25 protein-coding genes and 1 tRNA gene are annotated in these 23,747 nt (G+C 55.5%); 14 read left to right on the forward strand and 12 right to left on the reverse strand.

Annotated elements, in window-relative coordinates:
- Nucleotides 1-860, forward strand: an 860-nt coding sequence (locus AC1HCZ_RS05140) for a DNA topoisomerase (RefSeq protein WP_479462479.1), incomplete at its 5' end; no start/stop codon positions are given.
- Here the strand turns inward: AC1HCZ_RS05140 and AC1HCZ_RS05145 are convergent.
- Nucleotides 842-3,685: a DEAD/DEAH box helicase gene (locus AC1HCZ_RS05145; protein ID WP_479462480.1), complete on the reverse strand. Its 2,844-nt coding sequence runs from the start codon at nucleotides 3,683-3,685 to the stop codon at nucleotides 842-844. The genes AC1HCZ_RS05140 and AC1HCZ_RS05145 overlap by 19 nt on opposite strands.
- Before the next feature lie 16 nt (nucleotides 3,686-3,701).
- Between AC1HCZ_RS05145 and AC1HCZ_RS05150 the strand changes: the two genes are divergently transcribed.
- Nucleotides 3,702-3,941 carry a hypothetical protein gene (locus tag AC1HCZ_RS05150; protein ID WP_479462481.1) on the forward strand — a complete coding sequence of 80 codons (240 nt, stop codon included), beginning with the start codon at nucleotides 3,702-3,704 and terminating at the stop codon, nucleotides 3,939-3,941.
- On the forward strand, nucleotides 3,929-4,984 hold the full coding sequence (gene mtnA / locus AC1HCZ_RS05155; RefSeq protein WP_479462482.1) for an S-methyl-5-thioribose-1-phosphate isomerase: 1,056 nt from the start codon (nucleotides 3,929-3,931) through the stop codon (nucleotides 4,982-4,984). Before AC1HCZ_RS05150 ends, mtnA begins: the two co-directional genes overlap by 13 nt.
- On the opposite strand, the gene AC1HCZ_RS05160 is transcribed toward mtnA, so the two are convergent.
- From AC1HCZ_RS05160 to AC1HCZ_RS05175, 4 genes are all read right to left on the reverse strand, one after another.
- Nucleotides 4,981-5,436 (reverse strand): hypothetical protein, encoded by a 456-nt coding sequence (locus AC1HCZ_RS05160; protein WP_479462483.1) that lies wholly within the window; start codon nucleotides 5,434-5,436, stop codon nucleotides 4,981-4,983. The genes mtnA and AC1HCZ_RS05160 overlap by 4 nt on opposite strands.
- 59 nt (nucleotides 5,437-5,495) lie before the next feature.
- A complete protein-coding gene (locus tag AC1HCZ_RS05165) occupies nucleotides 5,496-6,653 on the reverse strand; it encodes a M20 family metallopeptidase (RefSeq protein ID WP_479462484.1) in 1,158 nt (385 codons plus the stop codon).
- Between the two features lie 37 nt (nucleotides 6,654-6,690).
- The gene (locus AC1HCZ_RS05170) at nucleotides 6,691-6,933 is read right to left on the reverse strand and encodes a hypothetical protein (protein WP_479462485.1); all 243 of its coding nucleotides are present in this window, start codon (nucleotides 6,931-6,933) and stop codon (nucleotides 6,691-6,693) included.
- 70 nt (nucleotides 6,934-7,003) lie between these two features.
- Nucleotides 7,004-7,495 (reverse strand): DUF429 domain-containing protein, encoded by a 492-nt coding sequence (locus AC1HCZ_RS05175; protein ID WP_479462582.1) that lies wholly within the window; start codon nucleotides 7,493-7,495, stop codon nucleotides 7,004-7,006.
- Nucleotides 7,496-7,544: 49 nt separating this feature from the next.
- On the opposite strand from AC1HCZ_RS05175, the gene AC1HCZ_RS05180 reads away from it, so the two are divergent.
- Nucleotides 7,545-8,024, forward strand: coding sequence for a hypothetical protein (locus AC1HCZ_RS05180; RefSeq protein WP_479462486.1), 480 nt, complete (start codon nucleotides 7,545-7,547; stop codon nucleotides 8,022-8,024).
- A 10-nt stretch (nucleotides 8,025-8,034) separates the two neighbouring features.
- Here the strand turns inward: AC1HCZ_RS05180 and AC1HCZ_RS05185 are convergent.
- A tRNA-Lys gene (locus tag AC1HCZ_RS05185) sits at nucleotides 8,035-8,108 on the reverse strand.
- 61 nt (nucleotides 8,109-8,169) lie between these two features.
- Here AC1HCZ_RS05185 and AC1HCZ_RS05190 point away from each other — a divergent pair.
- The 3 genes from AC1HCZ_RS05190 to AC1HCZ_RS05200 are packed head-to-tail and all read left to right on the forward strand — an operon-like array spanning nucleotide 8,170 to nucleotide 10,369.
- Nucleotides 8,170-8,958, forward strand: a complete 789-nt coding sequence (locus AC1HCZ_RS05190; protein WP_479462487.1) for a metallophosphoesterase family protein — start codon at nucleotides 8,170-8,172, stop codon at nucleotides 8,956-8,958.
- Between the two features lie 29 nt (nucleotides 8,959-8,987).
- On the forward strand, nucleotides 8,988-9,989 hold the full coding sequence (locus AC1HCZ_RS05195) for a hypothetical protein (protein ID WP_479462488.1): 1,002 nt from the start codon (nucleotides 8,988-8,990) through the stop codon (nucleotides 9,987-9,989).
- Nucleotides 9,968-10,369 (forward strand): hypothetical protein, encoded by a 402-nt coding sequence (locus AC1HCZ_RS05200; protein WP_479462489.1) that lies wholly within the window; start codon nucleotides 9,968-9,970, stop codon nucleotides 10,367-10,369. Before AC1HCZ_RS05195 ends, AC1HCZ_RS05200 begins: the two co-directional genes overlap by 22 nt.
- Here the strand turns inward: AC1HCZ_RS05200 and nrfD are convergent.
- From nrfD to AC1HCZ_RS05215, 3 genes are read right to left on the reverse strand one after another with little or no spacing between them, the layout of a single operon-like run.
- Nucleotides 10,335-11,765, reverse strand: a complete 1,431-nt coding sequence (nrfD, locus tag AC1HCZ_RS05205; protein WP_479462490.1) for an NrfD/PsrC family molybdoenzyme membrane anchor subunit — start codon at nucleotides 11,763-11,765, stop codon at nucleotides 10,335-10,337. The two genes, AC1HCZ_RS05200 and nrfD, sit on opposite strands and share 35 nt — an antisense overlap.
- The gene (locus AC1HCZ_RS05210) at nucleotides 11,762-12,901 is read right to left on the reverse strand and encodes a 4Fe-4S dicluster domain-containing protein (protein ID WP_479462491.1); all 1,140 of its coding nucleotides are present in this window, start codon (nucleotides 12,899-12,901) and stop codon (nucleotides 11,762-11,764) included. The genes nrfD and AC1HCZ_RS05210 overlap by 4 nt, the downstream gene beginning before the upstream one ends.
- A 23-nt stretch (nucleotides 12,902-12,924) precedes the next feature.
- Entirely contained in the window at nucleotides 12,925-13,575 is a 651-nt protein-coding gene (locus AC1HCZ_RS05215) for a hypothetical protein (RefSeq protein ID WP_479462492.1), read from the reverse strand.
- A gap of 82 nt (nucleotides 13,576-13,657) precedes the next feature.
- Here AC1HCZ_RS05215 and aroC point away from each other — a divergent pair, with 82 nt between their 5' ends.
- Entirely contained in the window at nucleotides 13,658-14,800 is a 1,143-nt protein-coding gene (aroC, locus tag AC1HCZ_RS05220; protein WP_479462493.1) for a chorismate synthase, read from the forward strand.
- On the opposite strand, the gene rtcA is transcribed toward aroC, so the two are convergent.
- Complete coding sequence (rtcA, locus tag AC1HCZ_RS05225; RefSeq protein ID WP_479462494.1) at nucleotides 14,797-15,858, reverse strand: RNA 3'-terminal phosphate cyclase; 1,062 nt, start codon at nucleotides 15,856-15,858, stop codon at nucleotides 14,797-14,799. The genes aroC and rtcA overlap by 4 nt on opposite strands.
- A 27-nt stretch (nucleotides 15,859-15,885) precedes the next feature.
- The gene (locus AC1HCZ_RS05230) at nucleotides 15,886-16,749 is read right to left on the reverse strand and encodes an SDH family Clp fold serine proteinase (RefSeq protein WP_479462495.1); all 864 of its coding nucleotides are present in this window, start codon (nucleotides 16,747-16,749) and stop codon (nucleotides 15,886-15,888) included.
- 55 nt (nucleotides 16,750-16,804) lie between these two features.
- On the opposite strand from AC1HCZ_RS05230, the gene AC1HCZ_RS05235 reads away from it, so the two are divergent.
- The 6 genes from AC1HCZ_RS05235 to AC1HCZ_RS05260 are packed head-to-tail and all read left to right on the forward strand — an operon-like array spanning nucleotide 16,805 to nucleotide 22,018.
- A complete protein-coding gene (locus tag AC1HCZ_RS05235) occupies nucleotides 16,805-16,984 on the forward strand; it encodes a hypothetical protein (RefSeq protein WP_479462496.1) in 180 nt (59 codons plus the stop codon).
- Nucleotides 16,981-18,408, forward strand: a complete 1,428-nt coding sequence (locus AC1HCZ_RS05240) for a S8 family peptidase (RefSeq protein WP_479462497.1) — start codon at nucleotides 16,981-16,983, stop codon at nucleotides 18,406-18,408. The genes AC1HCZ_RS05235 and AC1HCZ_RS05240 overlap by 4 nt, the downstream gene beginning before the upstream one ends.
- 34 nt (nucleotides 18,409-18,442) lie before the next feature.
- Entirely contained in the window at nucleotides 18,443-20,503 is a 2,061-nt protein-coding gene (locus AC1HCZ_RS05245) for a hypothetical protein (protein ID WP_479462498.1), read from the forward strand.
- A complete protein-coding gene (locus AC1HCZ_RS05250; RefSeq protein WP_479462499.1) occupies nucleotides 20,504-21,271 on the forward strand; it encodes an NAD(+)/NADH kinase in 768 nt (255 codons plus the stop codon).
- 10 nt (nucleotides 21,272-21,281) lie between these two features.
- On the forward strand, nucleotides 21,282-21,629 hold the full coding sequence (locus AC1HCZ_RS05255; RefSeq protein ID WP_479462500.1) for a sirohydrochlorin chelatase: 348 nt from the start codon (nucleotides 21,282-21,284) through the stop codon (nucleotides 21,627-21,629).
- Nucleotides 21,626-22,018 (forward strand): DUF371 domain-containing protein, encoded by a 393-nt coding sequence (locus tag AC1HCZ_RS05260; RefSeq protein WP_479462501.1) that lies wholly within the window; start codon nucleotides 21,626-21,628, stop codon nucleotides 22,016-22,018. The genes AC1HCZ_RS05255 and AC1HCZ_RS05260 overlap by 4 nt, the downstream gene beginning before the upstream one ends.
- On the opposite strand, the gene AC1HCZ_RS05265 is transcribed toward AC1HCZ_RS05260, so the two are convergent.
- Nucleotides 22,004-23,695: an ArsB/NhaD family transporter gene (locus AC1HCZ_RS05265; protein ID WP_479462502.1), complete on the reverse strand. Its 1,692-nt coding sequence runs from the start codon at nucleotides 23,693-23,695 to the stop codon at nucleotides 22,004-22,006. The genes AC1HCZ_RS05260 and AC1HCZ_RS05265 overlap by 15 nt on opposite strands.
- Nucleotides 23,696-23,747 lie beyond the last annotated feature (52 nt).

Consider the following 23,747-nt stretch of genomic DNA (forward strand, 5'->3'; position numbering starts at 1 on the left):
ACGCCGGCATGGCGGTGGCGAGGGAGTGGATAACCTCCAAGTTCGAGGGCCTCTTCGTCCCGAGGAGGTGGGGCGAGGGAGGGGCTCACGAGGCGATCAGGCCTACCAAGCCCCTCAGCGCGGAGGAGCTGAGGAGGCTGATAGATGAAGGGCTAATAACGCCGCCGAAGGACCTCACCAACCAGCACTTCAAGCTTTACGACATGATATTCAGGAGGTTTATGGCCAGCCAGATGAAGGAGGCTAAGGTGAAGAAGGCCATATACGAAATAACGCTTGAGGAGGGAGGGAACGTAGTAGGTAAGAAAATCTTAGAGAAGTACGTAGAAAAGGTGTTTGACGGCTTCCTCCTCGTGTATCCGATAATCAAAACAGAAAGCTTCCCAGAGGGAGAGTACGAAGTGAAGGAGGTTGTTAGCGTCACCCGCCACACAGTGCCCTTGTACACCCAAGCAGACCTCATAAGGTTAATGAGGGAGAGGGGGTTGGGGAGGCCGAGTACGTACGCGAAGATAGTTAGTACATTATTAGAGAGGAAGTACGTAACCTTGAGCAAGGCCGGCAAGAAGCTGATCCCCACAGTCAGGGGCTACGCGGTCTACTCGTACCTCACCGGGAGGGTCGTGGGGAGGGGCTGGGCTAGGAAGTTGCTGGAGAGCATAATAAATCCGGAGGGCAAGTCGAGGTACTTCCAAAAGCTCGTGGACGAGGAGGCCACGCGGAGGCTAGAGAAGGTTATGGACGAGATAGCGGAGAAGAAGGACGAAACAACGTACATCAACGTTCTCAAGAGCATTATAGAAGAGACCAGAGCAATACCGTTCTTGAGCGACAAGGGGGCTCAAGCGAGCCTCCGGTAGGCCTCCTCCAACACCCTCAAGTAGTCCTCGTCCTTCTCGAGCCTAATCCCCAGCCTGTCGGCCAGCAACTTGAGTGATGACTCGCTGTTCAGCTTCCTCCTAACCAACGTATACAAGTTGGTTACCAAGCCTCGGGTGGCCGCCGCCAGATAAGTCCTATAGACCAACGGGTGCTCCTTAAGCACCGCCTCCAGCCTCCTCTCGGGCACGTAGGTTACCGCTTTCCCGCTGGAGAACACGTCCACTAACACCAACAAATCTCTGGGGTTGTTGAACTTCTTCTTTATTATTTCATTACCTTTCTTTATTAGTATATAATCGTCAAATATTAGGAAGTAGTTCGCCTCTTTCGGTTTTGGCTCGATCTCTTTGATCGTGCTCAAGCTTTCAAAGGCCTTCCCTCCCATTTCCAACGTAAGTTCAGCAGCCAACTCCTTGAGCTCGTTCCAACCGTCCTTCTTCAAGAACTCGCTCACTGAGTAGGGATCCACCATTAAGGCGACCACTTCTGTGAGCTTATCGTGCTTGTGGGACCTAACCTCCTCGCTCACCGAGTTCCAATCCAAGGACTTCAAGAGGCCTGAGGCCTCCCTCTCCCACACTACCACCTCTTTGAACCGCCCTTTCTTCAGGCTGTAGGCAATTTCTGTAATATCTATCGAGTCCTTCACCCTCAGCACAGCGAGCGCGTAGGCCATAGCGGCGTAGGCCTCCACTTCCTCCCACCTGTCGCTTATCGGGTAAGCGTAGCCGTAGGTGTAATCCTCGTACTCTCCGTAGACCTTTACGTCCAGCGTGACCTCTTCTCTCTCGTAAACGGGAACGTACCCCTTCCCCACCCTCTTTAAGTCGGCCTTGACCGACTCCACTATCCATTTCACGTGCAAGGGCTCCTCGCTCAGCTTGCCAAAACCCTTCTCGGGGGGCCTTACCAACAGCTCTACCTTAGAGGTTAACTTACCGAACTTGTAGTCCTTCTCCGGCGTGGTCCACGTCTCCCCCCACTTGGACTTTATCGTGTAGTATTGTTGCACCGCCTCGAAGGCCCAGCGGTAGCGCTTGACGGCCTCGCCCAACGGCATCTCCAGTATCCCCCTCTCGTCCACCTCCGTCACCACCGCGTCGGAGGAGTAGTCGAAGGAGCCGGGCTGGAACCTCTCCACCAAGTCCCTCCTCCCGACCGGCTCGAGCTTCTCCTCCGAACCGCCCTTCAGAACCCTCCTCGGCACTCCGTAGGGGGGGCCGTACTCGTAGAAGCCCAAGTTCCTCCAGACCCTCTTACCCTCCGGGGTGAGCGCGCCTTCCTCGTAAAGTCCCAAGGACTTCAACACCGCCTCCTCGTCGTCCCTAATTATTTGTCCAGCTACCGCCTTCCAGAGCCCGGTAAACATCTTCACCCACTCGTTTGTCGTGTCAACGTAGAGCTTCTCCAAATCCATTTTGGCCCACTCTAAGAGCGTCGAAGTTCCGTACTTCAACATCTTCTTGTCCCACTGACGGAACGGCAAGATTATGGTCTCCGTGAAGGCTATGTCGCCGCGCCTCCCCTTCCTCCCCTCCCTCTGCTTGAACTCCCTTACTGTGTCCGGCAAACCAACGTGGACCACCCTGACCACGTGTCCTATGTCTATTCCCTGTGCGAGCGTCTTTGGAGATATTATTACCTTCAATTTGCCCTCTCTTGCCATCTCTTCTATTTTGCTCCTCCTTTCCTTAGACACCATGTAGTGGTGGGTGGCCACCTTGTCTTGAAGGTTCGGGGGGAGCCTCTGTTTGACCTCGCTCGCGAGCTTCTCCGCTTGCCTTATGCTGGGCACGAACACGAGGGTTAGGCCGTCTCCCTCGCAAGTGACGTACGAGGATATTATTTCAGCAAAGTCCATGGAAGGAGAGGGCACCTTCATCCCTTTACTTCTCAAAACTTCTACTATCGTGAATACGTTTTCCTTAAATACGTCGTAGTCTACCAAGGCCTCTGCGAGTTGTGGGACCCTAGAGAGGACCTCCTCCCTCTTGGCCCTTATCCTCTCCCACAGCTTCCTCAAGTCCTTTGATATTACTAGGTATCCCCTGTTCTCCACCTTAAACGGCTTTCCGGAGACGACCACGCTCTCCCTCCCGGTGACGTCTTCCAACAGCTTGGCCACTTGCTCCGCATTGCCTAAGGTTGCAGTTAGCAACACCACTTGCGGTGGCTTCTCTGCGTACGAGGAGATTATTTCTATCATGCCCAGTATCGCTGACGTTCCGTGAGAGCCGTAGAAGTCCAACTCGTCGAAGACTAATAAGTCTGTCTTGAACAAGAACTCCCTCAAGTACCCCCTCCCTTCAGCAATCCTCTTTAGGTCCTGCATCAAGAAGGCCGGATTCGTAGCGACTATTTTGGCGTCGCTCAAATCGTTTAACCTCTTAACCGTTGTTGAGTCAACCTTCATTACGGCCTCCGGCACCCCCAAGTCCTCGAAGTACTCCTTGAGCCTCCTCAGCTGGTCTGAAGAAAGCGCCAAGGTAGGGTACACTGCCAAGGTCCTCAAGCCTCCACGGACCGCGGCCAGCGCCCACGCCTCGGTCTTGCCGGAGCCCGTGCCGGCCACGAGGATGACGTTCTTGCCCTCCTCGAGCGCCTCTACGGTCTCAACTTGGTGTTTGTAGGCGTAAAGCCCCTCCAACCTCTTCAGCCCCGGCGCGAGCTCGTCGAACCTTACGCCGCTGAGCTCGGGCTCGCTGGGGGGCTCTCTGTAGGACTGGAAGTCGTAGCCCATGGACCTCAGCAGCTCTCCGCTGTCGCAAGGCTTGAGCATTTCACTTGCTCCTAGCGCCCACACGAGGTGGAAACTTAAGTTGGGGTCGCGGGCGTTAGAGCTGCTAAAGGAGCTCTGCGAGGACCCGTGTTACCGTGAGCTGGAGGAGTGCGAGTACTTGGAGGAACTAGAGGAAGAGCCCCATCCCCACTTGGCCCGCAAAGCCTCCGTGGAGATCTTGTATTCGGCGTCCGAAAGGGGCTGCGACCCCTCCCGGGCCCTAGACCTCTTGATTAAGCTCTCGGAGGAAGGAGAGGAGGGCAAGCCTTGGAGGTCTTAAAGCCCGTTGACCTAGTGGGAGACAAGGTAGTGTGGCTGGACACGAGGTACGTGCCTTGGAAGGAGCTCTGGAAGGAAACCACCGACTATAAGGAGGTAGCCAAGGCTATAAAGAATATGGAGATTAGGGGAGCCCCGGCAATAGGGGTTGCTGCGGCCTTCGGGATGGCATTAGCGGCCTTGCACTACGGGGGCGAGGACGCGGAGGGGCTACTGAAGCGATTGAGGGAAGCAAAGGAAATATTGGCAAACACGAGGCCTACTGCAGTTAACTTGTTCTGGGCGTTGGAAAGGGTAATGAACGCCGCGGAGAGGGCCGCCGAGTCTGGCTCCGCAGAAGCAGTGAGGAAGGCCGTAGTTGAGGAGGCTAGGAGGATCCAGCAAGAGGACATAGAATCGAACATGAGGATGGGGAAGATCGGAGCTAAGCTAATAGAGGACGGGGACGTCGTGCTCACCCACTGTAACACCGGGAGCTTGGCGACGGCGGGCTACGGGACCGCCCTGGGCGTAATAAGGGCGGCCTGGGAGGAGGGGAAGAGGATAGAAGTAATAGCCACGGAGACAAGGCCTGTGGACCAAGGGGCCAGGTTGACCGTATGGGAACTCAAGAGGGATGGCATACCTGTGAAGCTGATATCTGATACTATGGTAGGATACTTAATGAGTAAGGATATAATAGACAAAGTGTTCTTGGGGGCCGACAGAATACTCCTCAGCGGTCACTTCGCCAACAAGATAGGCACCTACCAGATAGCGGTATTAGCGAAGCACCACGGGATCCCCTTCTACGTGGTGGCCCCAACTTCCACCGTGGACCCGAAGACCACGTTAGGGGAGCTGGTCATAGAGGAGAGGGACCCAGACGAGGTCAGGCGGTGTCCCTACCCCTTTGAGGAGGTGTACGTGACCGTGAGGGACGTCGAGGTCTACAACCCCGCCTTCGACGTAACGCCGCCGGAGCTGGTAACAGCCATAATAACTGAGAAGGGGATAGCGTACCCGCCCTTCTACGTGAGCTTGAAAAAACTGTTGGAGAGTTAGCCGCACCTCTTACCCACTACGGAAACGTGGAAGGTCTTTTCACCGCTCATCCCGTTTATAGTGTACACCACCTTAATCGTCGCCTCGTGCGTGCCCGGGACCGATGGCGAGAAGTAGAGGTCCGCCTCCAGGCCTTGTCCCGGGGCCAGCGTGACGGTTAGGGGCAGCGTCGCGGGCTTGCCCCCTACCACGGCGGCCACAGTAGCGTTGCTGACCTTCACGTAAACTGTCACCGTAGCCGGCGGGTTGGTGGCTGGGTTGAACAACTTCAACTTGAGATTGGCAATGCTGTTAACACACGTCGTGAGGATTTTGTTCCCTTCCAGCTCGACGCTCAACCCGTAGCCGGTTGGCCGGGCGGAGAAGAAGGCGAAGTACGCCAGCGCCCCAAGCGCGAGCAGGGCGAGCCCGGCTAAGGCTAGCAGATCCGCTTGACCCTTCTTTGGAGCCATACTCCCTCCACAAAAGCGACCTCGAGCAAACCAATAAGCTTTGGTATCACTAAGTCGGATTATTTTTTATTTAAGAGAAGGGGAAGTTGCGAATATTTCTTAGCGAACTCGAGTACTTCCCTAATCTCTATCTTTTCGTTAGGTTTGTGGGCCTCCGAGGGGTCCCCGGGCCCCCACGCGACGGCGTCGTAGCCTCTATAGTACCTTAAATCCAATCCTCCTTCGCACACCTTGGGAGGATGCCCCCAAGCGCTCCTTATCGTTTCCGCCAACTCGCTCTTGCTGTTTATGAATGGCTCCATGACCTCCAATACCTTGGCTTCGGCGTAGTCCGGCAAGAGGGAGTACACCTCCTTCGCTACCTCCTCGGCGCTTTCTTCCGGTATTACCCTTATGTCCACGCTGAAAACGAACGAGCCTGGCACGACGTTCTCCTTATTCGAAGTGGAATATGCAACTCCGCCTATGTTCACCGTGTTAAGCTTGGCCAACGGGTGGCCCGAGGTGTAATCGTAAGAGCTGGGCCTCTTGGAGAACCTCTCCGAGAGTTCGCGGTAAAGCGTCGTTGCTAAGTTGGAGGCCCTCAAGAAGGCGTTCTCCCCCAACCAAGGGGTGGAGGCGTGAACTTGGGAGCCCCTTACCTTAACCTCTAACCACACCGCCCCCTTGTGTCCTACCCAAACGCTCCCGCCGCTCGGCTCTGCAACAACTACGTACCTTCCTATTTGATACTTCTCCTTCAGCTTGCTAACCCTGTACCCGGTCCCGCACAGCCCGCCCACTTCCTCGTCCGGGACGAAGACGGCTTGTACCTTACTTCCCTTCCAGTTCGACAGCTCGGCCAGCGAGGCGGCCACGGCAGCAATCCCTCCCTTCATGTCCGTCGCCCCCCTCCCGACCAAGTACTCGCCCGCCGCTGTGGGCTCGAAGGGGTCCCCCTCCCAGCCCTCGCCCGGGGGAACCACGTCGTAGTGGCCGTTGAACTCCAACAGCGGATCCCCGTCGCCCACCCAAGCGAAGAGCAAGGGCTTGGGACCTTGGGGACAGTGGGCGGCTCTGTACTCCTCGTCCACGTACTCCACCTCGGCGCTTACGCCCCTCTCCTCGAGCCAGCCCTTGAGGAAACGGACCAAGTCCTCGTACTGCTCCCCTTCGGGAGAGACCGTATTGAAGGAGATGAGCTGGGAGAGGAGGTCCAGGACCTCTCGGGGCGACAAAGCGGGGGCACCGCGCAGGGGCCTCAGAAATTATTAATTAATGTCTCAGCAAGCCCTTGTTGAGCATTTCGTCAATTAGGGGCAGTATTAAGCTCTCCACCTCTTCCCTGTTCATCCCGCTGATGGCGGCTGCTTGTGCTACCACGTCCTCTGGCGTGGAGTCCTCCGAGAAGCTCTGCCAAACCAAGTACGCCCCATAGCCCATCAAGAACTTCTTCCCGTTGGCCTCAACTACCACTCCGTCCCTCCTCCGCGATATTACCCTCCCGCTGGCTAACACGTCGCTCCCCGTTCTTCGTATTTTGAGAAGCTTAAAATGCTCTTCCTGCAGGTAAGGTAACTCTATAATATTACCATGATACCGCGGGCCTCTTCAGCACGACCTCCGCCGGGAGTGCGATCGCTCCGTCGTCGGCCTTTATGTAGTAACACTCTTTCCTCAAGCACTTGTAAGCCGTCAATGCGCACAACGCCGCGTCCAAGAGGTCGCCGCTCAAGGGGAGGTTCACCAGCCCCCGCAACGGGGCCGGGAAGGTCTCTACCACCCCTATACCCCTCCTCGTCAGCTCCTCCCTCAGCCTCTCGCCTTCCTCCGCCAACGCCCTCATCCCCCTCCAACCCGGAGGGAGCACCTTGAGGCCCGCCCTCCGGGCGGCCAAGTCGACCTCCCTCCAGAGGCCTTTAGGGAGGCTAAGGGGGGCGTCCACAGCGACCAGCTCGGGCCTCTCGGCTTCTATTACCCTTATGAGGGTCTCGTTGTCCAAGTACCTTACCCAAAAGTTAGAGCCGTCGAAGAGGGCTGTTGCGGAGGCCCTCTTAGCCGCCAAGTCCACGCCAACCACCAAAAGCAATTACCCTCCCGCGATGTCGAAGGCAGGGAGGCGCTAAGGGATGAGCGTTCGTTCGGAGGCGCTGAAGTTGGTGGCGGAGGCGTGTGAAGACTTCGTGCTGTCGGTGATTCCGGAGCTCGTGGACGAGGACACAGCCTTCGAGCTGGCGAAGGCCTTCTCTTCGGACTCTCTCGCCCAGAAGGTGCTGGAAGTGGTAGGCAGCGTCCCCCCGGAGAAGCTGGTAAAGGCATACTTCAACTTGTTCGAACTAATAGGTAAGCCCTACTCTTACGAGGTAAAGAGCTTCAGACCCTTGGTCATCGAGGTAAGGAACTGTCCACAGAGGAGGAGGCTGAAGGGCAGGGGCTCTTGCGCCGCTTGCTTGGGTTTGATCGCCGGGGTCCTGGAAAGGGCCTACGGCAGCGCTGCGGTTGAGGCTTTCGGGAAGAGGTGGGGGCCCTCGGACGCCAGAGTCGTGCTCCGCAAGGAGGGGGAGCCGGGCAACTGTGTTTGGAAGATCGAGGAGCGTAGGAGCCCGTAGCCCGCTGTAGCGGGCCCGCCGGGATTTGAACCCGGGACCACCGGGTTAAAAGCCCGGCGCTCTTCCTGGCTGAGCTACGGGCCCTCCGCGGTAGCAAGCTTGAAAGAGGTTTTAGAGTTTTCTCCGGACCCCTCGGGGCAAGACCTTGAGGCTCTTACACGTAAGCGACTTGCACGGCTCCGTTAAGGCTTTAGAGCTCACTAAGGAGTTGTACTTTAAGCTGGAGGCAGACCTACTGGTCGTGTCGGGCGACTTGAGTGGGAAGTGCGTGTCCAACGGGAGGGTCACGAGGTGCGTCTGGGGAAGGCGAAAGGACCCCAAGGAGATGGGAGAAGAGCTATTCTTAGCCTCGGGGGGCTACTTCGTGAACGCCCCAGACAGGGAGGTGGAGAGGAACGCCCCCGGCTTGTTGGCCAAGGCAGCCGCCGCTAGGATAGGGGAGTGGCTAGGGGACCTAAAAGAGGCCGGAGTGAAGTACTTCGTAATAGCTGGTAATGTGGACCACCCGTATATGGATGAGGTCTTAGAGGGAGAAGAGGCCACGTTCTTCGGACTCAAGTTCTGTGGTCTCTCGTACGTGCCGTACACTCCCTTCGGCACCTATAGGGAAACTTCCGAAGCGCGATTGAAGGAAATGTTGCCCAAAAACAAGTGCGACGTCTTGGTCTCTCACACTCCCCCGAAGGGGTTCTTGGACTACAGCAACTACCACGAGGGGGGCCACGTGGGCTCGACGGCGGTTAGGGAGTGGATAGAAAAGAACGGGCCGCTCTTGAGCTTGCACGGGCACGTACACGAGTCGAGGGGGGTCGCGAGGGTTGGCAAGACCTTGGCCGTGAACCCCGGGTCGGAGGCAGAACACGGGGCGCTGCTGTACGCGGTAATAGACCTAGACGGCGAGCCCACGGCCGCGCTAGGGGAGGTGCGCTACTAAAAAAGGCCCGCTTTCGACGCCCCGAGGCTATGGCCAACGCTCTCTTGCTGGCGCTCACGTCACTGTGGCTCGGAGAAGAGCCTCCCTACGAGGAGGTCTTAGGCAGAGAAGGGAGCGAGTCGGAGGTAAGGGAGCTCCTGTCCCGCTTAACTGTGAACTGCTACCCCTACGAAGACAAGAAGCTATGCGTTTACTCATACAAGAGGCCGCCGAAGGAGCCTGTGCCCTTGTTATTGGACTCCAGAGGAACCGTAATAGAGTGGAGTAAGGAAGGTCCCGAGCTTGTCGCCTACCCCCTTCATAAGTTCTTTAACGTAGGAGAAATGGACTTTCCCGAAAAACCACTTTTAGCCTACGAAAAGTTGGACGGAACTATGGTTTCCTTGTTCTTTTACGACGGGCGCGTACGCGCGGCGACCAGAAAGAAGCTAGACGTGGACTCCCCCTTCGCCAAGAAGGCTCTGGAGCTCTTCGAGGGAGAGCTGGGGGAGGAGACGAGGGTCTTCGAGCTGTTGGGGCCCGGATCCGGGAGCCCTTGGGTGGGCGGCGACCACGGGCTCTTGAAGGGCGGGCGCTGGTCGTTGGTCCCCCTGGCCTACAGGGACATGAAAACCTTGAAGTTGTACCCTCTAGACGGTCCTAGGTCGGTGGAAGTTGAGGACTTGGAGGACGCGAGGAGAAAGGCAGAGGACTTCGGGGAGGGGTTGGTGTTGTGGTTTGAAGTTGGCTCTCAAAGGCCTCTAATGGCAAAGGTAAAGTCAGTTAAATACAAGAGGCTCGTAGAGCTTTTGAAGTTAGGCTGGCAAGGGTTGGCAAAAATAATATTGATGAACGCCTTGGACGACGTCGCTCGCTTCCTGGACGGCGAAGTTTATTTGAGGGCGAAAGAGGTGGAAAACAAGCTAGATGATATAGAGAGGTCAGTCTTGAAGGGGACGTTTCCGGACGAGGCGGTTAGGGAGTGGCTCCCCATAGACCCCTCTAGGGCCTTGGAAGAGGCAGTGAGAGTTTGTCTGGAAAGAGGTTGTTGAGGACGGTCTTCGTGGTCACTTGTAAGCCGGGAAAGGAGCTCAGAGCCTCAGAGGAGGCCCTGGACCTCTTGCTATATTGTGACGAGAGCGCCCTCGCCGCGCCTGCCGGAAAGGGTCTGGTCCTCGGGAGCGCTGCCTTGTCCCCGGACGAGGCCGCAACTTGCCTTGAGGGGAGAGTATCGGCCTACATAAACTGGATTTACCTCGGAAACGAGATTTGTGAGAGCTGTAAGGCGCTGAAGAAAGGGTGCCTGAGGGACCTAGAGGAAGGCTGCGAAGCTTTTTGCGTCGGAAGAGCCGTTTTGAGAATTAAAAAGGCGCTGAGATCCAAGAGGGGCGTTTTGGTCAGTGCTCTCCCTCGCTGCCGTAGTGGGCGATAATAGCTCTCAGTACCGGCCTCGCGAGCAGCATGTAAACCATCATTCCAGCCGCGTGCGCCGCTACCGTGAGTGCCCATTCTAACGGCGTCGGCTGGTAGACCACGAGCTTGCCCAACACGTCGGGGACGTACGCCGGTACGACTATGGGTAAGGTCTTCTCTCCGACCACCGCCAATATTATTAGGGTGCTCAGGAAGACCACGCCCTTGCGCGTCTTCCTCAGTTTCGGCACAAATATCGTCAACAACACCGCTATGGAACCGAGGATTATCCAAACGAAGTTCATTAACGCCAAGTACTCCATGCCGGGGTAGCCCCAGCTGCACCCTTGAATCGAGCCGGAGAAGAACACGGCGAAGTCTTTGAGTATAGGTTTTATGAGCGAGCAGAACGGCTGTAGGGCGAAGTTAAACACGCTGATCGCTTGGGCCCTCTTAGCCGGCTCTGTAGTATACCAGAAGAGCTCTTGGGCTTCCGAGAGGGTGAAGTAAAGCCCGACTATCATCGCTGCTGTCGCGGCTATTAGCGTCTTTTCGTATACGTAGTCAGGTACTCTGAAGCCCTTATAGAATTTCTCTGCTATTACGGACACTATTAAGAGCAGTGCCGGCCCGGCTGCCAACGCTGTGGCCACGTAGCGTGGCGCCAAGAGGGGGGCGTTCCATATGGGCCTCGCCGTCAGCGGCTGGCTGATGAAACCTGTTACCGTGTGTATGCCTATGGCCATCGGGGCGGCTATTACCATGAACAAGTACATCAGCCACTTCGGCGGGGCGTACTTAGGCCCTCTGCGGTACCAGTGCACCGCGATCAGTACCCCTATCAAGTTGATCACGAGGTAGCCGTTCAGTACGGTGAAGTCGTAGTCGAAAATCGATTGAGGGTTCGGGAACTGGAACTGCGTGGCTATCGGCAGAGCCAGCAGCTGTATAGTCCTTATCGGCCTCCCGACGTCGACAAAGACCAAGAGGAGCGCGACTGTCAGCGCAGCTACGGCTTGGACCTCGGCGAGCGGCGCTAGCCTCATGAATCCCTTGTCTCTGAAGACGTAAGCTGCTACGCCGAAGAGCACGCCGGCGGCTGCTACGCCGACCCAGAAGACGAAGAACGATATGTAGAGGCCCCACGCTACCCAGTCGTTCATAGCTGTGTAGACCATGCCGCCTCTCTGATCAGAGATCCCGAGCTGTTGCAACAGCTTGGGGTCTACCCCAAGGTGGTAGACCAGCTGAACGTAAATCGCCGGCGCTGCTTGGACCCCTGCCCACAAGCCCAAGCCGAAGGCCGTCAGGCCGGCCATTGCGAATATCCACGTCCAACCTCTCCAGTCTCCCTTGAACATGTGCTTTATTATGTACCATATTGTTAAAACGAATTCTATTATCGGATTGCTCACGGTAGCTCACCCCTTTCGCTACCTTTCGCGCGAGAGGCTTCGGAGGCGTTTTTCTCTACTCCTCCCTCGGCTTTTGGATTGCCCAGCCAGTTACTGGAATTGGGGTTCTCCGAATCCAGGGGAGGCGTCCTGGCCGGGCCGAAGTAGTAGAAGAACCTCGGCTTGGTGCCGGCGAAGGGCTTCAACACGAACACGCCGTACTCCTTTATTATCCTCTGTATCGGGCTATTCTCGTCGTGGAGGTTACCGAAGGCCCTGGAGCCCACCGGACAGATCTCCACGCAAGCGGTCGTGCCGCCGTCCCTGGTCCTCTGTATACACCAAGTGCACTTCTCCACCGTATGTACTTCTCTCGGTACGTTGCCAAAGACGTGCATGTTGGGGTTTAAGGTCAAAGCGTCCACAATTACGGGCTTCCAGTTCATGTGCCTGGCGCCGTAGGGACAAGCAGTTATGCAGTACCTACAGCCTATGCAGCGGTAGCTGTCGACGACCACTATTCCGTCGGCCTCTTGCCAAGTAGCCCTCACGGGACAAACCATGGTACAAGGCGGGTACTCACACTGGTTGCAAGCAACCGGTATGTAGACTCTGTCCTTGTAAGGGGCTTCCACGTAGTTAATGTCCACTCCTAGCAGCTCCAGCTCCTCCCTATTTACATTAACTACCTTAATCCATTCTATCCCTTGAGTACGATCGACGTTGTTCTCTTGTACACAAGCGTAGGCACAGCGCCTACAGCCTATGCACTTGTTCAAGTCCAGCGCCATAGCCCAGCGAACTCCCTTTTTAGCTAAGGTCCACTTTACTTTGATCTCGTTGCAGTGCTTCTTCGCCAGCCTGCACTCCGGGCTGTTCTCGCCGAGCCTCTGACATATCGAGTTAGCGCTCTCCATACACTTCTTCTTCGCATCCTCTTCCTTCTTCTTTGCAAGTTTTTTAATCTCCTCGGGGGTCTTGTAAGGACTGTACTCGCTTATCACGTACCCTCCTTCGTCGTAGACATAGCCTAACAACTCCTCGTCGCTGAGCTTGTGCAGTACCTTACCTACTTCGTCCCTGTTGATTGTCATGAGGCCTACCGCGCTCGCCGCGGCTATTCCCTTGAGTAAGTTCCTACGGGTCTGACTAGCCATGCTCCCACCCAACGTACTCTACCTCACTTCTTAACGTATGCTATAACAGAGAGAGCTGTAGCTAGGGCCATCAAGAAGAATAGCGAATTCAAGACGGCTTGCTGAGGGTAGGGCTCGGGTCGGTCGCTCGGAGGGGGCATTATGCTTGCCGGAGGCTTTATGGGGTTGTGCGGGTCGTGGCAAAAGACGCACGGCTTGCCCTGGACCACTTCCAAGTTAGTATATTGAGGGCACTCGTGGTACCAGTAAGGCGCCCCCTTGTAGCCGTAAACGAAGTGAGAGCTGCCACCCTCGCACACGAAGGTTTCGTTGGCGTGGGCCCCTACTAGATAGTCAGCGTACACCCTTGGGTGGCACTGGGCGCACAAGGTGTCGTACTGGTGCATTTGTTCCGGGGAGGCTAGGTTCTTGGGGACTACGGTAGCTCCGTTGACGAGCTTGATAGGGTCTTGGGAGTCGTGGCAGTTGGAGCAGTAGAGGCCGGCGTGGGCGCCTTGCAACAAGTCGATCTTGTGGAACCCGACTGTCTTGACGTTGCCGTTTAGCTTCAACCAAGGCGTGTGGCAGTAAGTACACGGGTAGGCCGGGGTGTAGGCCAGAGATATAGCGGCGAGTAGCGGTAGAAAAGCAGCGAACCTCTTCATAACCTCACTACCCAACTCCTGAGGCACCATTCTCCATTTTTATTGAAACTTGGCCGAGCAGTCCGTAAAGCCGTTTTCCCCTTGTCACCTCTCGAACACGGGGCCACATGCGTTGGGCGGAAACACAATAGGTAAGATGTTCAGTGTGACCACGTGGGGAGAGAGCCACGGCAAAGCGATAGGCGCAGTAATAGACGGCTGTCCGGCCGGCTTGCCCCTCAGCGAGGAAGACCTCTTGGTCGAGCTATCGCTCAGGAGGCCCGGGAGGAGGTTCACGACCCCGAGGAAGGAGCCGGACCTCCCCGAGATAATGAGCGGCGTTTTCAACGGGAAGACCACCGGTATGCCTATATCAATAATAATAAAGAATAGGGACGTTATCTCTAGTTACTACGAAAAGATCAAGGAAACGCCTAGGCCTGGCCACGCCGACTTAGCTTACATAAAGAAGTACGGTTACGAACACTGGGACTACAGAGGGGGCGGAAGGGCCTCCGGCAGGGAAACGGCAGCCAGAGTGGCGGCCGGGGCGGTGGCCAAGAAGCTATTGAGCTGTCTGGGCGTGGTGATCTCCGGCTATGTAGTGGAGCTGGGCGGGGAGGAGTTCCCGTCTGCGGTCGACGCCGAGGAGTCTTTGAGGTCGCGCCTCTCGCCCTTCCGCGTCTTGTGTTGCGAGGAGAGGGCCGAAGAGGTATTGAAAAGAGTACTCGAGAGGAGGGACAGCGTAGGCGGAGTCGTGGAGGCGGTGGCTTGGAACGTTCCCGCCGGGCTAGGGGAGCCGGTCTTCGACAAGCTAAAGGCTGACTTGGCTAAGGCAATGATGAGCATACCGGCGAGCGTAGGCTTCGAGGTGGGTTGGGGCTTCAAGCTGGCCCGCCTTCGGGGGAGCGAAGCGAGAGACAAGATAGTGAGCTCCGTCGGCGAGGCCACTTTGGAAGGCGAGAAGGCGGGTGGGATGTTAGGCGGGATAAGCGTTGGAGCGCCGATAAGGATCAGGGTGGCTTTTAAGCCGACAAGCTCTATAATGATTCCCGAAAAGACGGTCAACATCCGCACGCTGGATGAGGCAGAGGTAGAGGTCCCGGGAAGGCACGACCCGGCTATAGTCCTAAGGGCAGTATCCGTAGTCGAGTCTATGTTCGCCATAATCTTGGTGGATCACGCGATGAGGGCGGGCTTGTTGAACCCGGTTAGGGTGGAGTGGGGGCCCCACTGCCAGAGGGTGTGGGAGCTCTACGCCGAAAGGGTGCCCTAGCGCTTCCAACAAACGCCTTTCACCCTCATAACGAATGGATTGTTCAGTTCACCGGAGATCTCTATTTCGAGGTCCGGGAGGAACTTCTTGACCACGTGTACGTGCGTCCAAGCGTGCATAGTCAGCGCGGCGCCTCCCACCTCGGTCGTCCCGCACGCCAAAGAGACGTAGGGAATTATCATGTCGCTCATGTGTCTGTCCAAGGCCTTACCAGTGCCTAGATCCTCCAACAGCTTCCTCGCCGCCTCCTCGCCCACCTTTTCGGCCCTCTTCCCCCTCGCACCCAAGGAGTCTGCGCCGAGTAAGCTCTTCTCCGTTATTGCCCAAAGCACCACCCCGCTCCCCGGCCCTAGGTGGGGGTCCCTCTCAGGAGGGTACCACTCCAAGTCTATGTCCACGTTCCTCAGGCCGGCTTTCTTGAGCACCCCCTCGGCTGCCCTCGCTTGCCTCTCAGCGACGTGCTTGGGAAGCTTAACGCAGTGAGATAGGCCGCGAACTTTCAAAACGTCCCCGCGCTCCACCTCGCCCCACTGGACCAACGAGTCCGTCGGGGTAGAGCTGAACTCCACCTCTCCCCCTCCCTTGGGATAGTGACCGCGCCGCTTGAGGACCAACTCTACTTTGGCGCCGAACCTCTCCAGCAAGGGGTAGAAGACAAACCTCAAGTAGTCGGCTGGGGGACTCATCGGCACGTCCGTGCCTCCTCTCAGCCTGACCCTCACTTCTCCCGGGGCGAAGAGAGCTGCCGGAGTGATGGCTTGAAGCACCAAACTGACGCTGCCGGCCGTGCCTATGTCGAACTTGAACGTACCGGCTTTCAAAGTTCTCGGCACGAACACTATTTCGGTAGAGCCAAGTTCGAGGCCGCGGACCTCGGCGTCGGTCATCTCCGCCAAGGCCTTGACTGCGGTCATGTGTTGTCTCCTCAGGCCCGGGTTCTTTCTCTTAGCCCTTATGTTGAATATCCTAACGGGCTTCAAAGTTACTGCTGAGAGGGCGACTGAGGTCCTAAGTATTTGACCTCCTCCCTCGCCGAAGGAACCGTCTATCTCTATCATAGCGTACTCCTAAAAAACTGTAAAGGTCTAGGTTTTATTGTCGAGCCCCCTCTTCTGGGGGACAGCCGGGACCGGCAAGTACTCCACGCCAGGCCTCTGCGGCTGAGCTTGCGGGTAGAGCTCCATGAGGGCCCAGACCTCCTCGGGGACCCCCTTCTTGACCGGCAACCCGAGCCTCGCCAGATCCTCGTAGAACAACGGGTGGTCGTGGGTGTACTTGCCGGCCACCAGCTCTTCCGCCACCTTCCTCGCATTCTCCTCGCCAACCTTATCCTTGAGGATGTATGTAACAAACTCTAACATTTCGTTTAACGCCTTCTTGGCAACGTCTGCGTGCACTAAGAAGTATTCGCTGGCTTCCTTGCCCTTCTCCTCCGCTACCTTGACCACGCTCGGAGAGGGCAAGTGTATTGGGCCTGCGGGGGTGGCCACAGGCACTTGAGGGTCTAGCGGCCCTAAGGCTGCCGCAGGCCCCATCCATACTTCGTCCGCTGCTAAGGCTATCAACGTACCGCCACTCATGGCGTAGTGGGGCACCACGGCTACCTTCTTGGCGGGGTGGTCGTGAAGCGCCTTGGCTATCTGGGATGCAGCCAATACCATTCCGCCCGGCGTATGAAGTATTACCATTATCGGTACGTCTTTGGGGGTGTTGTGAATAGCTCTAATAACGGCCTCGCTGTCCTCCACGTCTATGAAGCGGTAGAAGGGTATGCCGAAGAAGCCCACCTTCTCTTGCCTATGTATCAAGGTGATGACTCTGTAGCCGTACTTCTCTTCTATTTTCCTCAATATGTTCATTCTTGCCGCCTTTACGCGTTGATATTCCAGGACAGGTTCGGTTATCATAGTTAACAACAATAACCAGAACAACAGCCCTATAAGATCCATGGTTGAATCCCTAAGAGAAAGCGCCCCGGAGGCTTTTTGAAGGTGGGCGCGGACCTTGAGGTGCGTTAAGTTCAAACATCTAGTATTCGCCATCTCCATTTACTTGTTCTTGTCCACTTTGTTCAACTACGCGTTGCTGGGCGGTTACTACGCACTCTCCAACTTCATCGTAGGGGCGCTTTTCTTAGTAACCTTCTCCATTGCTTTATTCATAGTAGAGGAGTTGGGTTGGTGAGGGAGTTGAGGAGCATAATAGTTGTCATGATCCTTACGCTGTCCTTACTCGCCGACTCCGGCGACTGCACGTTCGGCTGGTGGAAGGACGTTTTGCACGCCTCGAGCGCCTTCTCGGAAGGGATCACGGGCAAGGGCGTGAAGGTCTTAATTGTGGACACTGGGGCGGACATCGACGTTTTGAAGACCGTTTTCAACAGGACGGTGGACTGGTATTACAACGCGGTTTACAAGGCGCACGAAGGGGATTGCCTCAAATACGTCAAGTACAGAAACGTTACCATGTGTGTATATGAGTTAACCGAGATAAATGGGCGGAAAGCCTACTTGGCCGCGCCCGTTAACGAGACCACCGACTTGGGGGGCCACGGGACGGCGGTCGCTGCGGCGCTCCTATCAATAGCCCCAGACGTAACCTTGTACGTAGCTAAGGTGGCCAGCTACGTCCTCTTCCTCGACCACGACGGCTCCGTGGTTCAAGCCGTTCCTCTCATAGATCCGGAAGCGCTGGAGCTGGCCTTGGAGAAGGCTGTCGCGGGGCCGGACGGCGAGGCGGAGGTGGTGAACTTGAGCTTGGGCTCTGTAACTCCGGTGACCGGGCCTCTGTTGGACGTCCCCAGCGCCTTCGTGCTGAGGAGCTTGTGGAACACGATCTACTCTAAGAGTTCGGAGGTGGCCTTCATAGCCGCAGCGGGAAACGAGGGCCTCAAGGTCCCATCTTTCCCCGCGCTCTCGGAAAACGTCATAGGAGTGTCGGCCTTGTCCTACGAGGACGGGAAGTTTGAAGTTGCGGGCTTCAGCAACGGGGGCCCCGGCGTGGACTTCTCGAGCATAGGGGTTGGGCTCTACTTGCCGGTGCCCAATTATTCCTACATAGCTGACGTAGTGAAGGACCCGTGCGCCAAGGAGGACGGAAAGGCATTATTCTTAAGGCTCGACGGAACCTCCTTCGCCGCTCCTCTGGTCTCCGGCGTGGCCGCCCTGTGGGTCCAGAGGGAGAACGTCAAGGGCACCTCGGAGGTTAGGGAGGTGTTGAGGCAGAACTCGTTGCACCCCTTCGGTTCCGGCTGGACGCCCGAGGCCGGCTGGGGGGTGCCGGTCGCGGAGCCGATAGAAAGTCGGGGGTTCTCGCTAAGCGGAATACCCATCGCAGGTCTGCCGGCCTTGTTCTTAGTTAAGCGTAAGAGGAGAACGGCTCTTCTGGCAGTATTGGTCATAATAAGCGTCCCAGCACTGGCGCTGGAGCCCGAAGAGTTGGGCAAGGCCTTCGCCCTCTCAACCCTAATGACTTGGACTGTGTATTACGCGTTGATCGGCGCCGACTTGCTGTCCTCGCTCTGGATGGGAGTCCTCAACGCGCTCGTTTCCGCTACCTTATTAGCAATCTCGTGGAAAGTCGTGGAGCTGGTCTTGCGCAGCAATTAATTGTGTTCAGAAGCCCGAACGCGGGCACGCGAGATTGAGATTAATAGAAAAACTGGGAGAAAAGCTAGAAGACCCAGCTTCCGTAGCCAAGGCGACGTTTGTAATAGCAGTGGTGCTCGCGTCCATATCTTCCTTGTTCGTCATACTAACCACGCAAATTAAGCCCGTTAGAGTTGAGTGGAGCGGTTCGGTCTTCGTCACAGGATGCAACTACGGCATAATGGTGACGCCCAGCCCCTACAACCGCCCTACTATAGTGTTCTTCACCCCTCACGAGACCTCTACCGTTTGGTTGTTGTCTTTCAACGACGTGTTGAGCTATTTCAACGGCACTCCGCTTTCTCACTTGGGTTATCCTAAGGTTAGTGTCGTCAACGATTCCAAGATAGTTATCGATTACGGTAAATTTAAAAAGGTAGTATACATCGTAAACGACACGATCAACATAGATCTGTTGAACTTCACAAACGGCGTCTTGGGCCTCTCGGTCCCTGCCCTAGATGGAGTGGAGAGCACCGACGACGCCGTGAGGCTGATAGGTATTAAGGGACCTTTTGCAATGAAGTTTGACAGCATTATTAAGTTCGAGGGCTGCGAGCACGAGGTCCTCCGCTCGACGCCGTTCAAGGACGTGATCGGCCTCAAATACTTGGTCCAGATATCGCTAAAGTGTAATAAAACTTCAAGAATAAAAATTATCGCGAGGAATATTGAAGATCCATTGATAGGAAAGTTTATTTTGTTAACGATAGACTACTGGATATACGCTTTGCCATTAATTGTAGTACTCTTTGGGACGCTCTTGTGGTACAAGTGGCTTTCTAAGAACTTGGAGACCGTTAAGGGGGCTCTGGTCTTCATAGCCGTCTTGCTCTTGCTCTCAGGACTCAGCGGGCACCACTGGGACTTGTTAATGACTTTGAAGTTCGGCAAGTTGCTGACAGAAGGGAAAGACTTGTACCAGTGGACGTATAACAACACCCTTTTGATGCGAAGCCGCCTACCGAACCCTCAGATATTCTACCCGGGCTACGCTTACCTACCTCAGCTCTCACCCTTCTTCGTACCAGTTTACTTAACTTACAAGTTAGCTTTCGACAAGCCTTACTATTACCAAGTAGTCCCGAGGACCGTTGACATGGCAGAGATTAGGGCCTTGCTCTTCGGTGCCCCTGCCTTCGTTTACTACCTCCTCGCTCACGGATATTTCACGTTGTTCTATTTGATCGGCGCCTTCCTTATTTATAAGTTCTACGGCAAGGACAAGTTCCTATTAAGCTTATATTCATTCCTTCCCATAGTTATTATTATAGAGTGGGGGATGTTCGAGGCGTTCTTGATACCATTCTTGGTAGCTTCGTTGGTTTTGTTGAAGAGAGGTCGTAAGCTTTCCCAGTTCCTTTCGGGCGTCAGTTGGGGGATAGTCTCGTCCAAAATCTATGCAGCCTTAGCCGTGCCGGCGCTGCTGATGAACTCAAAGGAGAAACCCCTTTGGATGCTCGGCTTCTTAATAGCTAACTTGCCTTCGCTGTACTTCTTGATTGTGGAGCCACAGGTCTTCCTCTCATGTACTTTATTGTTCCACACTAACCGCAACATTGGTGACGTCAACTACTACCCCAGCTTCCTCGGTAACCCGGTAGAGTTGCTGTGGTGGGGGAAAGTGGGCACCTTCATAGAGGCAGCTTTACTCCTCATAACCTATTACTTGATATGGAAGGTTAGGCCTTCTCCGGAAACCGGCGCAGCAGTCGCCTTGGTGCCGTACTTACTCTTCAACCGCTTGGTATCCCCACAACACTACTTAACGTTCGCCACGCTAGTGTTGCTTTCCGGCGACAAGAGGACGTACGGCTTGCTGAGCTTGTTAATACTACTTCACGTGAACCTCATAAGGCCTACTGAGTTTTACTTGGCCTACCACTGGCTGAGCAGCGAAGTAGCTCTAAGTTACTTCTCCTACGATCCTACCGGAATTTTGAACCTGGTAATTACAAACATAATCCCGTCGATCGTGTGGCCCTTCTTTATCCCGACGCTGGCGGGAGTCCTAACGCTCTATTACTATAGGTCGCTGGGCCCTAGGGGTAGTTAAGTGGAAGTCGTAATCTCATTCAAGCCCGACGAGAGGGCTAGGGGACTGGCGAAGAGGGTCGCGAAGGAACTAGAGGGGGCGGGGGTTAGGGTGAGGTGGTTTCCCGAGGGAGACCCGTGCGCCGCGGACGGCTTGGTGGTCGTGGGAGGGGACGGGACGCTTCTGTACACCCTCTCGAGGGCCCCGTGCGAGACTCCCCCAGTGATGACGGTTAGGGCCGGAAGGAGGGCCTTCTTGCTGGACGTCGAGCCAGAGGGGGTCGACGAGGCTGTCAACAAGTTCGTCAGGGGGGAGTATCAGCTGGAGGAGCACAGGAGGCTCGAGGTCGACGGTCACTTCGCGCTCAACGAGTTCGCAGTGCTAAGCAAGTGGAAGAGGGTCACTAAGTTGAACGTCGAGGTGTCCGGGTATTCTGTATATGAGGGTTTAGAGGGCGACGGGATAATAGTTTCCACGACCTTGGGGTCCTCGGCCTACGCGCTGAGCGCCGGGGGCCCCGTGGTGGACCCGCGGACGGAAGTAATGGTGTTGGTGCCGGTCAACCCCATCCAGCTCGACGCCAGACCGGTAGTGATCCCGCACGACGCCGAAGTTAAGGTGAAAATTGTTTACAACGTCAACGAGGCTGTAGTACTGTTGGACGGAATCGTGGAGGTTTCCGGAGACGAGTTCACAGTAGCGCTAACGGGACCGAAGGTGAGGTTCGCGCGCTTCAAGAGGGAAAACTTCTATAGAAGGCTTATAGAGCTTAGGTCGTTCAGGGCATAGGCTAGGGGCTGTGGAGGCGTCTCTGGTTTTAGTAGCCCACGGGAGTAAGAACAAGGACTTCTATAAGATGGTAGATAACGTAGCCAAAATGCTCGAGAAGAAACTGGGAAAGAAGGTTTACGTGGGCTACCTAATGGGAGAGCCCAGCGTGGAGGACGCAATCAAAGAGGCCCCAGGCGAGTTGGTCGTGGTAGTGCCGTTCTTTATATCCGAGAGCAGCCACGTTGTTCGGGACGTTAGGGAAAGGGCTTTGAGAGCCTCTAACGGGAAGAACGTTGTATTCGCCAAGCCTCTGGGCGACCACCCCTTGATAGTGGAAGTGCTTTACTCCCGCTACTTAGAGGCGCTGAAAAGATGATATACTCTTTTACGGCCAAGTTCCACGCGAACGTCCAAGCGCTCCACAAGGGAACTTTGGAGGTAACGTGCGAAGAGCGCTTGACGCCCCGCGGAGATTGCGTGGTGCTCACTTCCTCCGACCACGACCCCTTGGAGCTGACGCGCTCTTGCCCTGAGGGTAGGAAGGCCGCGTTCGTGGTGGTAACCCGCTTCGGCGGGTTCTGGGTGGAGGGCACGTGTGCCCCCTTTCAAGTGGATTGTGAATTCGTGATTAGGAAGAGCAGAAACAAAGTCCCCAAGACGCTGATTGTCGGTGCGGACAAGGGCGCTTGGGACTTGCCCAGGGACGTGATCAGGAAGGCTTCCCTCTGGGGGGCCAGGGCGGTGGCGTTGCTAGTAGTACGCTAGGTAGGCGTGGAGCAAGAGCGAGGCCAGCGCCACCCCCAAGGTAGCCGCCACTGCCACAACTCCTACCTTAAACCACTCCCAGAAGTTCACCGTTCGTCCGTACCTTTCGAGTATCCCTAGGGCCACTATGTTGGCTGTGCTTCCTATTAGCGTCATGTTCCCTCCCATCGTAGAGCCGTACAACAACGCCCACCACAGCACCTCTCCTCCCGGGAGGCCCACTTCTATTAAGGTCTTAACCACGGGACTCAGAGCGACGACCACTGGCATGTTGTCTAAGAAAGCAGAAACTAATGCGGAAACGACAGCTATTGTAATTGCCAAAGTAACCGTGGACTCGAAAGTAAGCCCTCCGACCATCTTGACTAACGAGTAGGCCATCTTATCGGTCACTCCAGTGTAACTGAGTGCGGAAGCTATAGCAAACAGAAACATGAAGAACAGCAACGTCCACCATTCAACGCCCTTTTCTACCAACCTCCTAGGCTCCTCGTGAGTGAGCATCAAAACCGCAGCAACAACTATTGGACTGAACACCAATAAGGCCTCGGGCGATGCCTCTGCATGTATGCTGACCTCCGAGCCAGCGCTCATAGTAGCGTATAAAGAAGCTAGAAAGCTGTTCAAGACCTCCGAGAGAGGTCCATGGAACGCGATCAGAAGCAGTACAGTTATAAAGAAGGCCCAGCCCCTCTTGAACCTCTTGAGGGCGACCTTTACCTCCTCGGCCTCTTTGCCGGCCAGCTTGCCAGACTTGTAGGCATTGTAGAGCTCCACACTTATGCCCAAGGCGCTCCACTCGTCTAAACTTACCGTAGAGCCCTTTTCCCTTAACTTCTTGAATAGGCCAGACCTAGAGAGCCAGAGTAAGGCTATGGGTAAGAGCGTGAGTAAGGCGAGGAAGCTTCCGGGGGTAGCCCACTGTAAGAATTCCTCGAAGCTCTTGCCAGACTGAAGGGCTATGTATATCCCTATCGGGTTGCCTATCATTGTAGCCGAGGAACCTATGTTGGTTGCCATTACAGAGTATATGATTAGCGGGACGGGGTTTAGGTCAAGTATTGACGCTATCGACATGATTACTCTCGTTATGAATACTATACTGGTTACCTCGTCCACTAGGGCTGCCATAAGCCAGCTCAAGAATCCCAATATCACGATGAAACGGAAGGGTTTAAACTTGCTAGCCTTCACTAACTTTATTGTTATCCATCCCAAGACCCCGCTCTCGTTCAAGTATTCAACTATAATCATCATTGATATTAAGAACAATATCAAGCCTAACTCCATATGTTCCAATATCATTTTGAAGGGCGCGACCCCTAGGAGCAACAAGAGGGTGACGCCGATCATAACGAAGCTCAGCCTTTTGTTCCAAAACATTAAGGTACCTAGTATGGTAGCTACGAAAGAAGACGTCGCTAACGCCTCGCTGAACGCGACCACGGCAGAGTTCAAATCAACCTTACACTCCTCCAGTGCCTCTCGATACCCCAGTCCGTATTCCTTTGCGACCTTTATCCACTCGCAATGTTTCAACTTGAAGTTAATCATTATCTTCTCTACGATGTCCTTCAGTGGTCCTTCTGGCTCCACCTTTAATGTGCTGAACGCTACAAAAGATATTACGAACGTTGCAATTATCGCTATTATCATGATAGACGATTTTCTATGCAACCATTAGCCCCTAGCCTAGTGGGAGTATCATGTTAAAGGAGTTTCTGAAGAG

This window comes from Ignicoccus sp. (genome assembly GCF_056435145.1).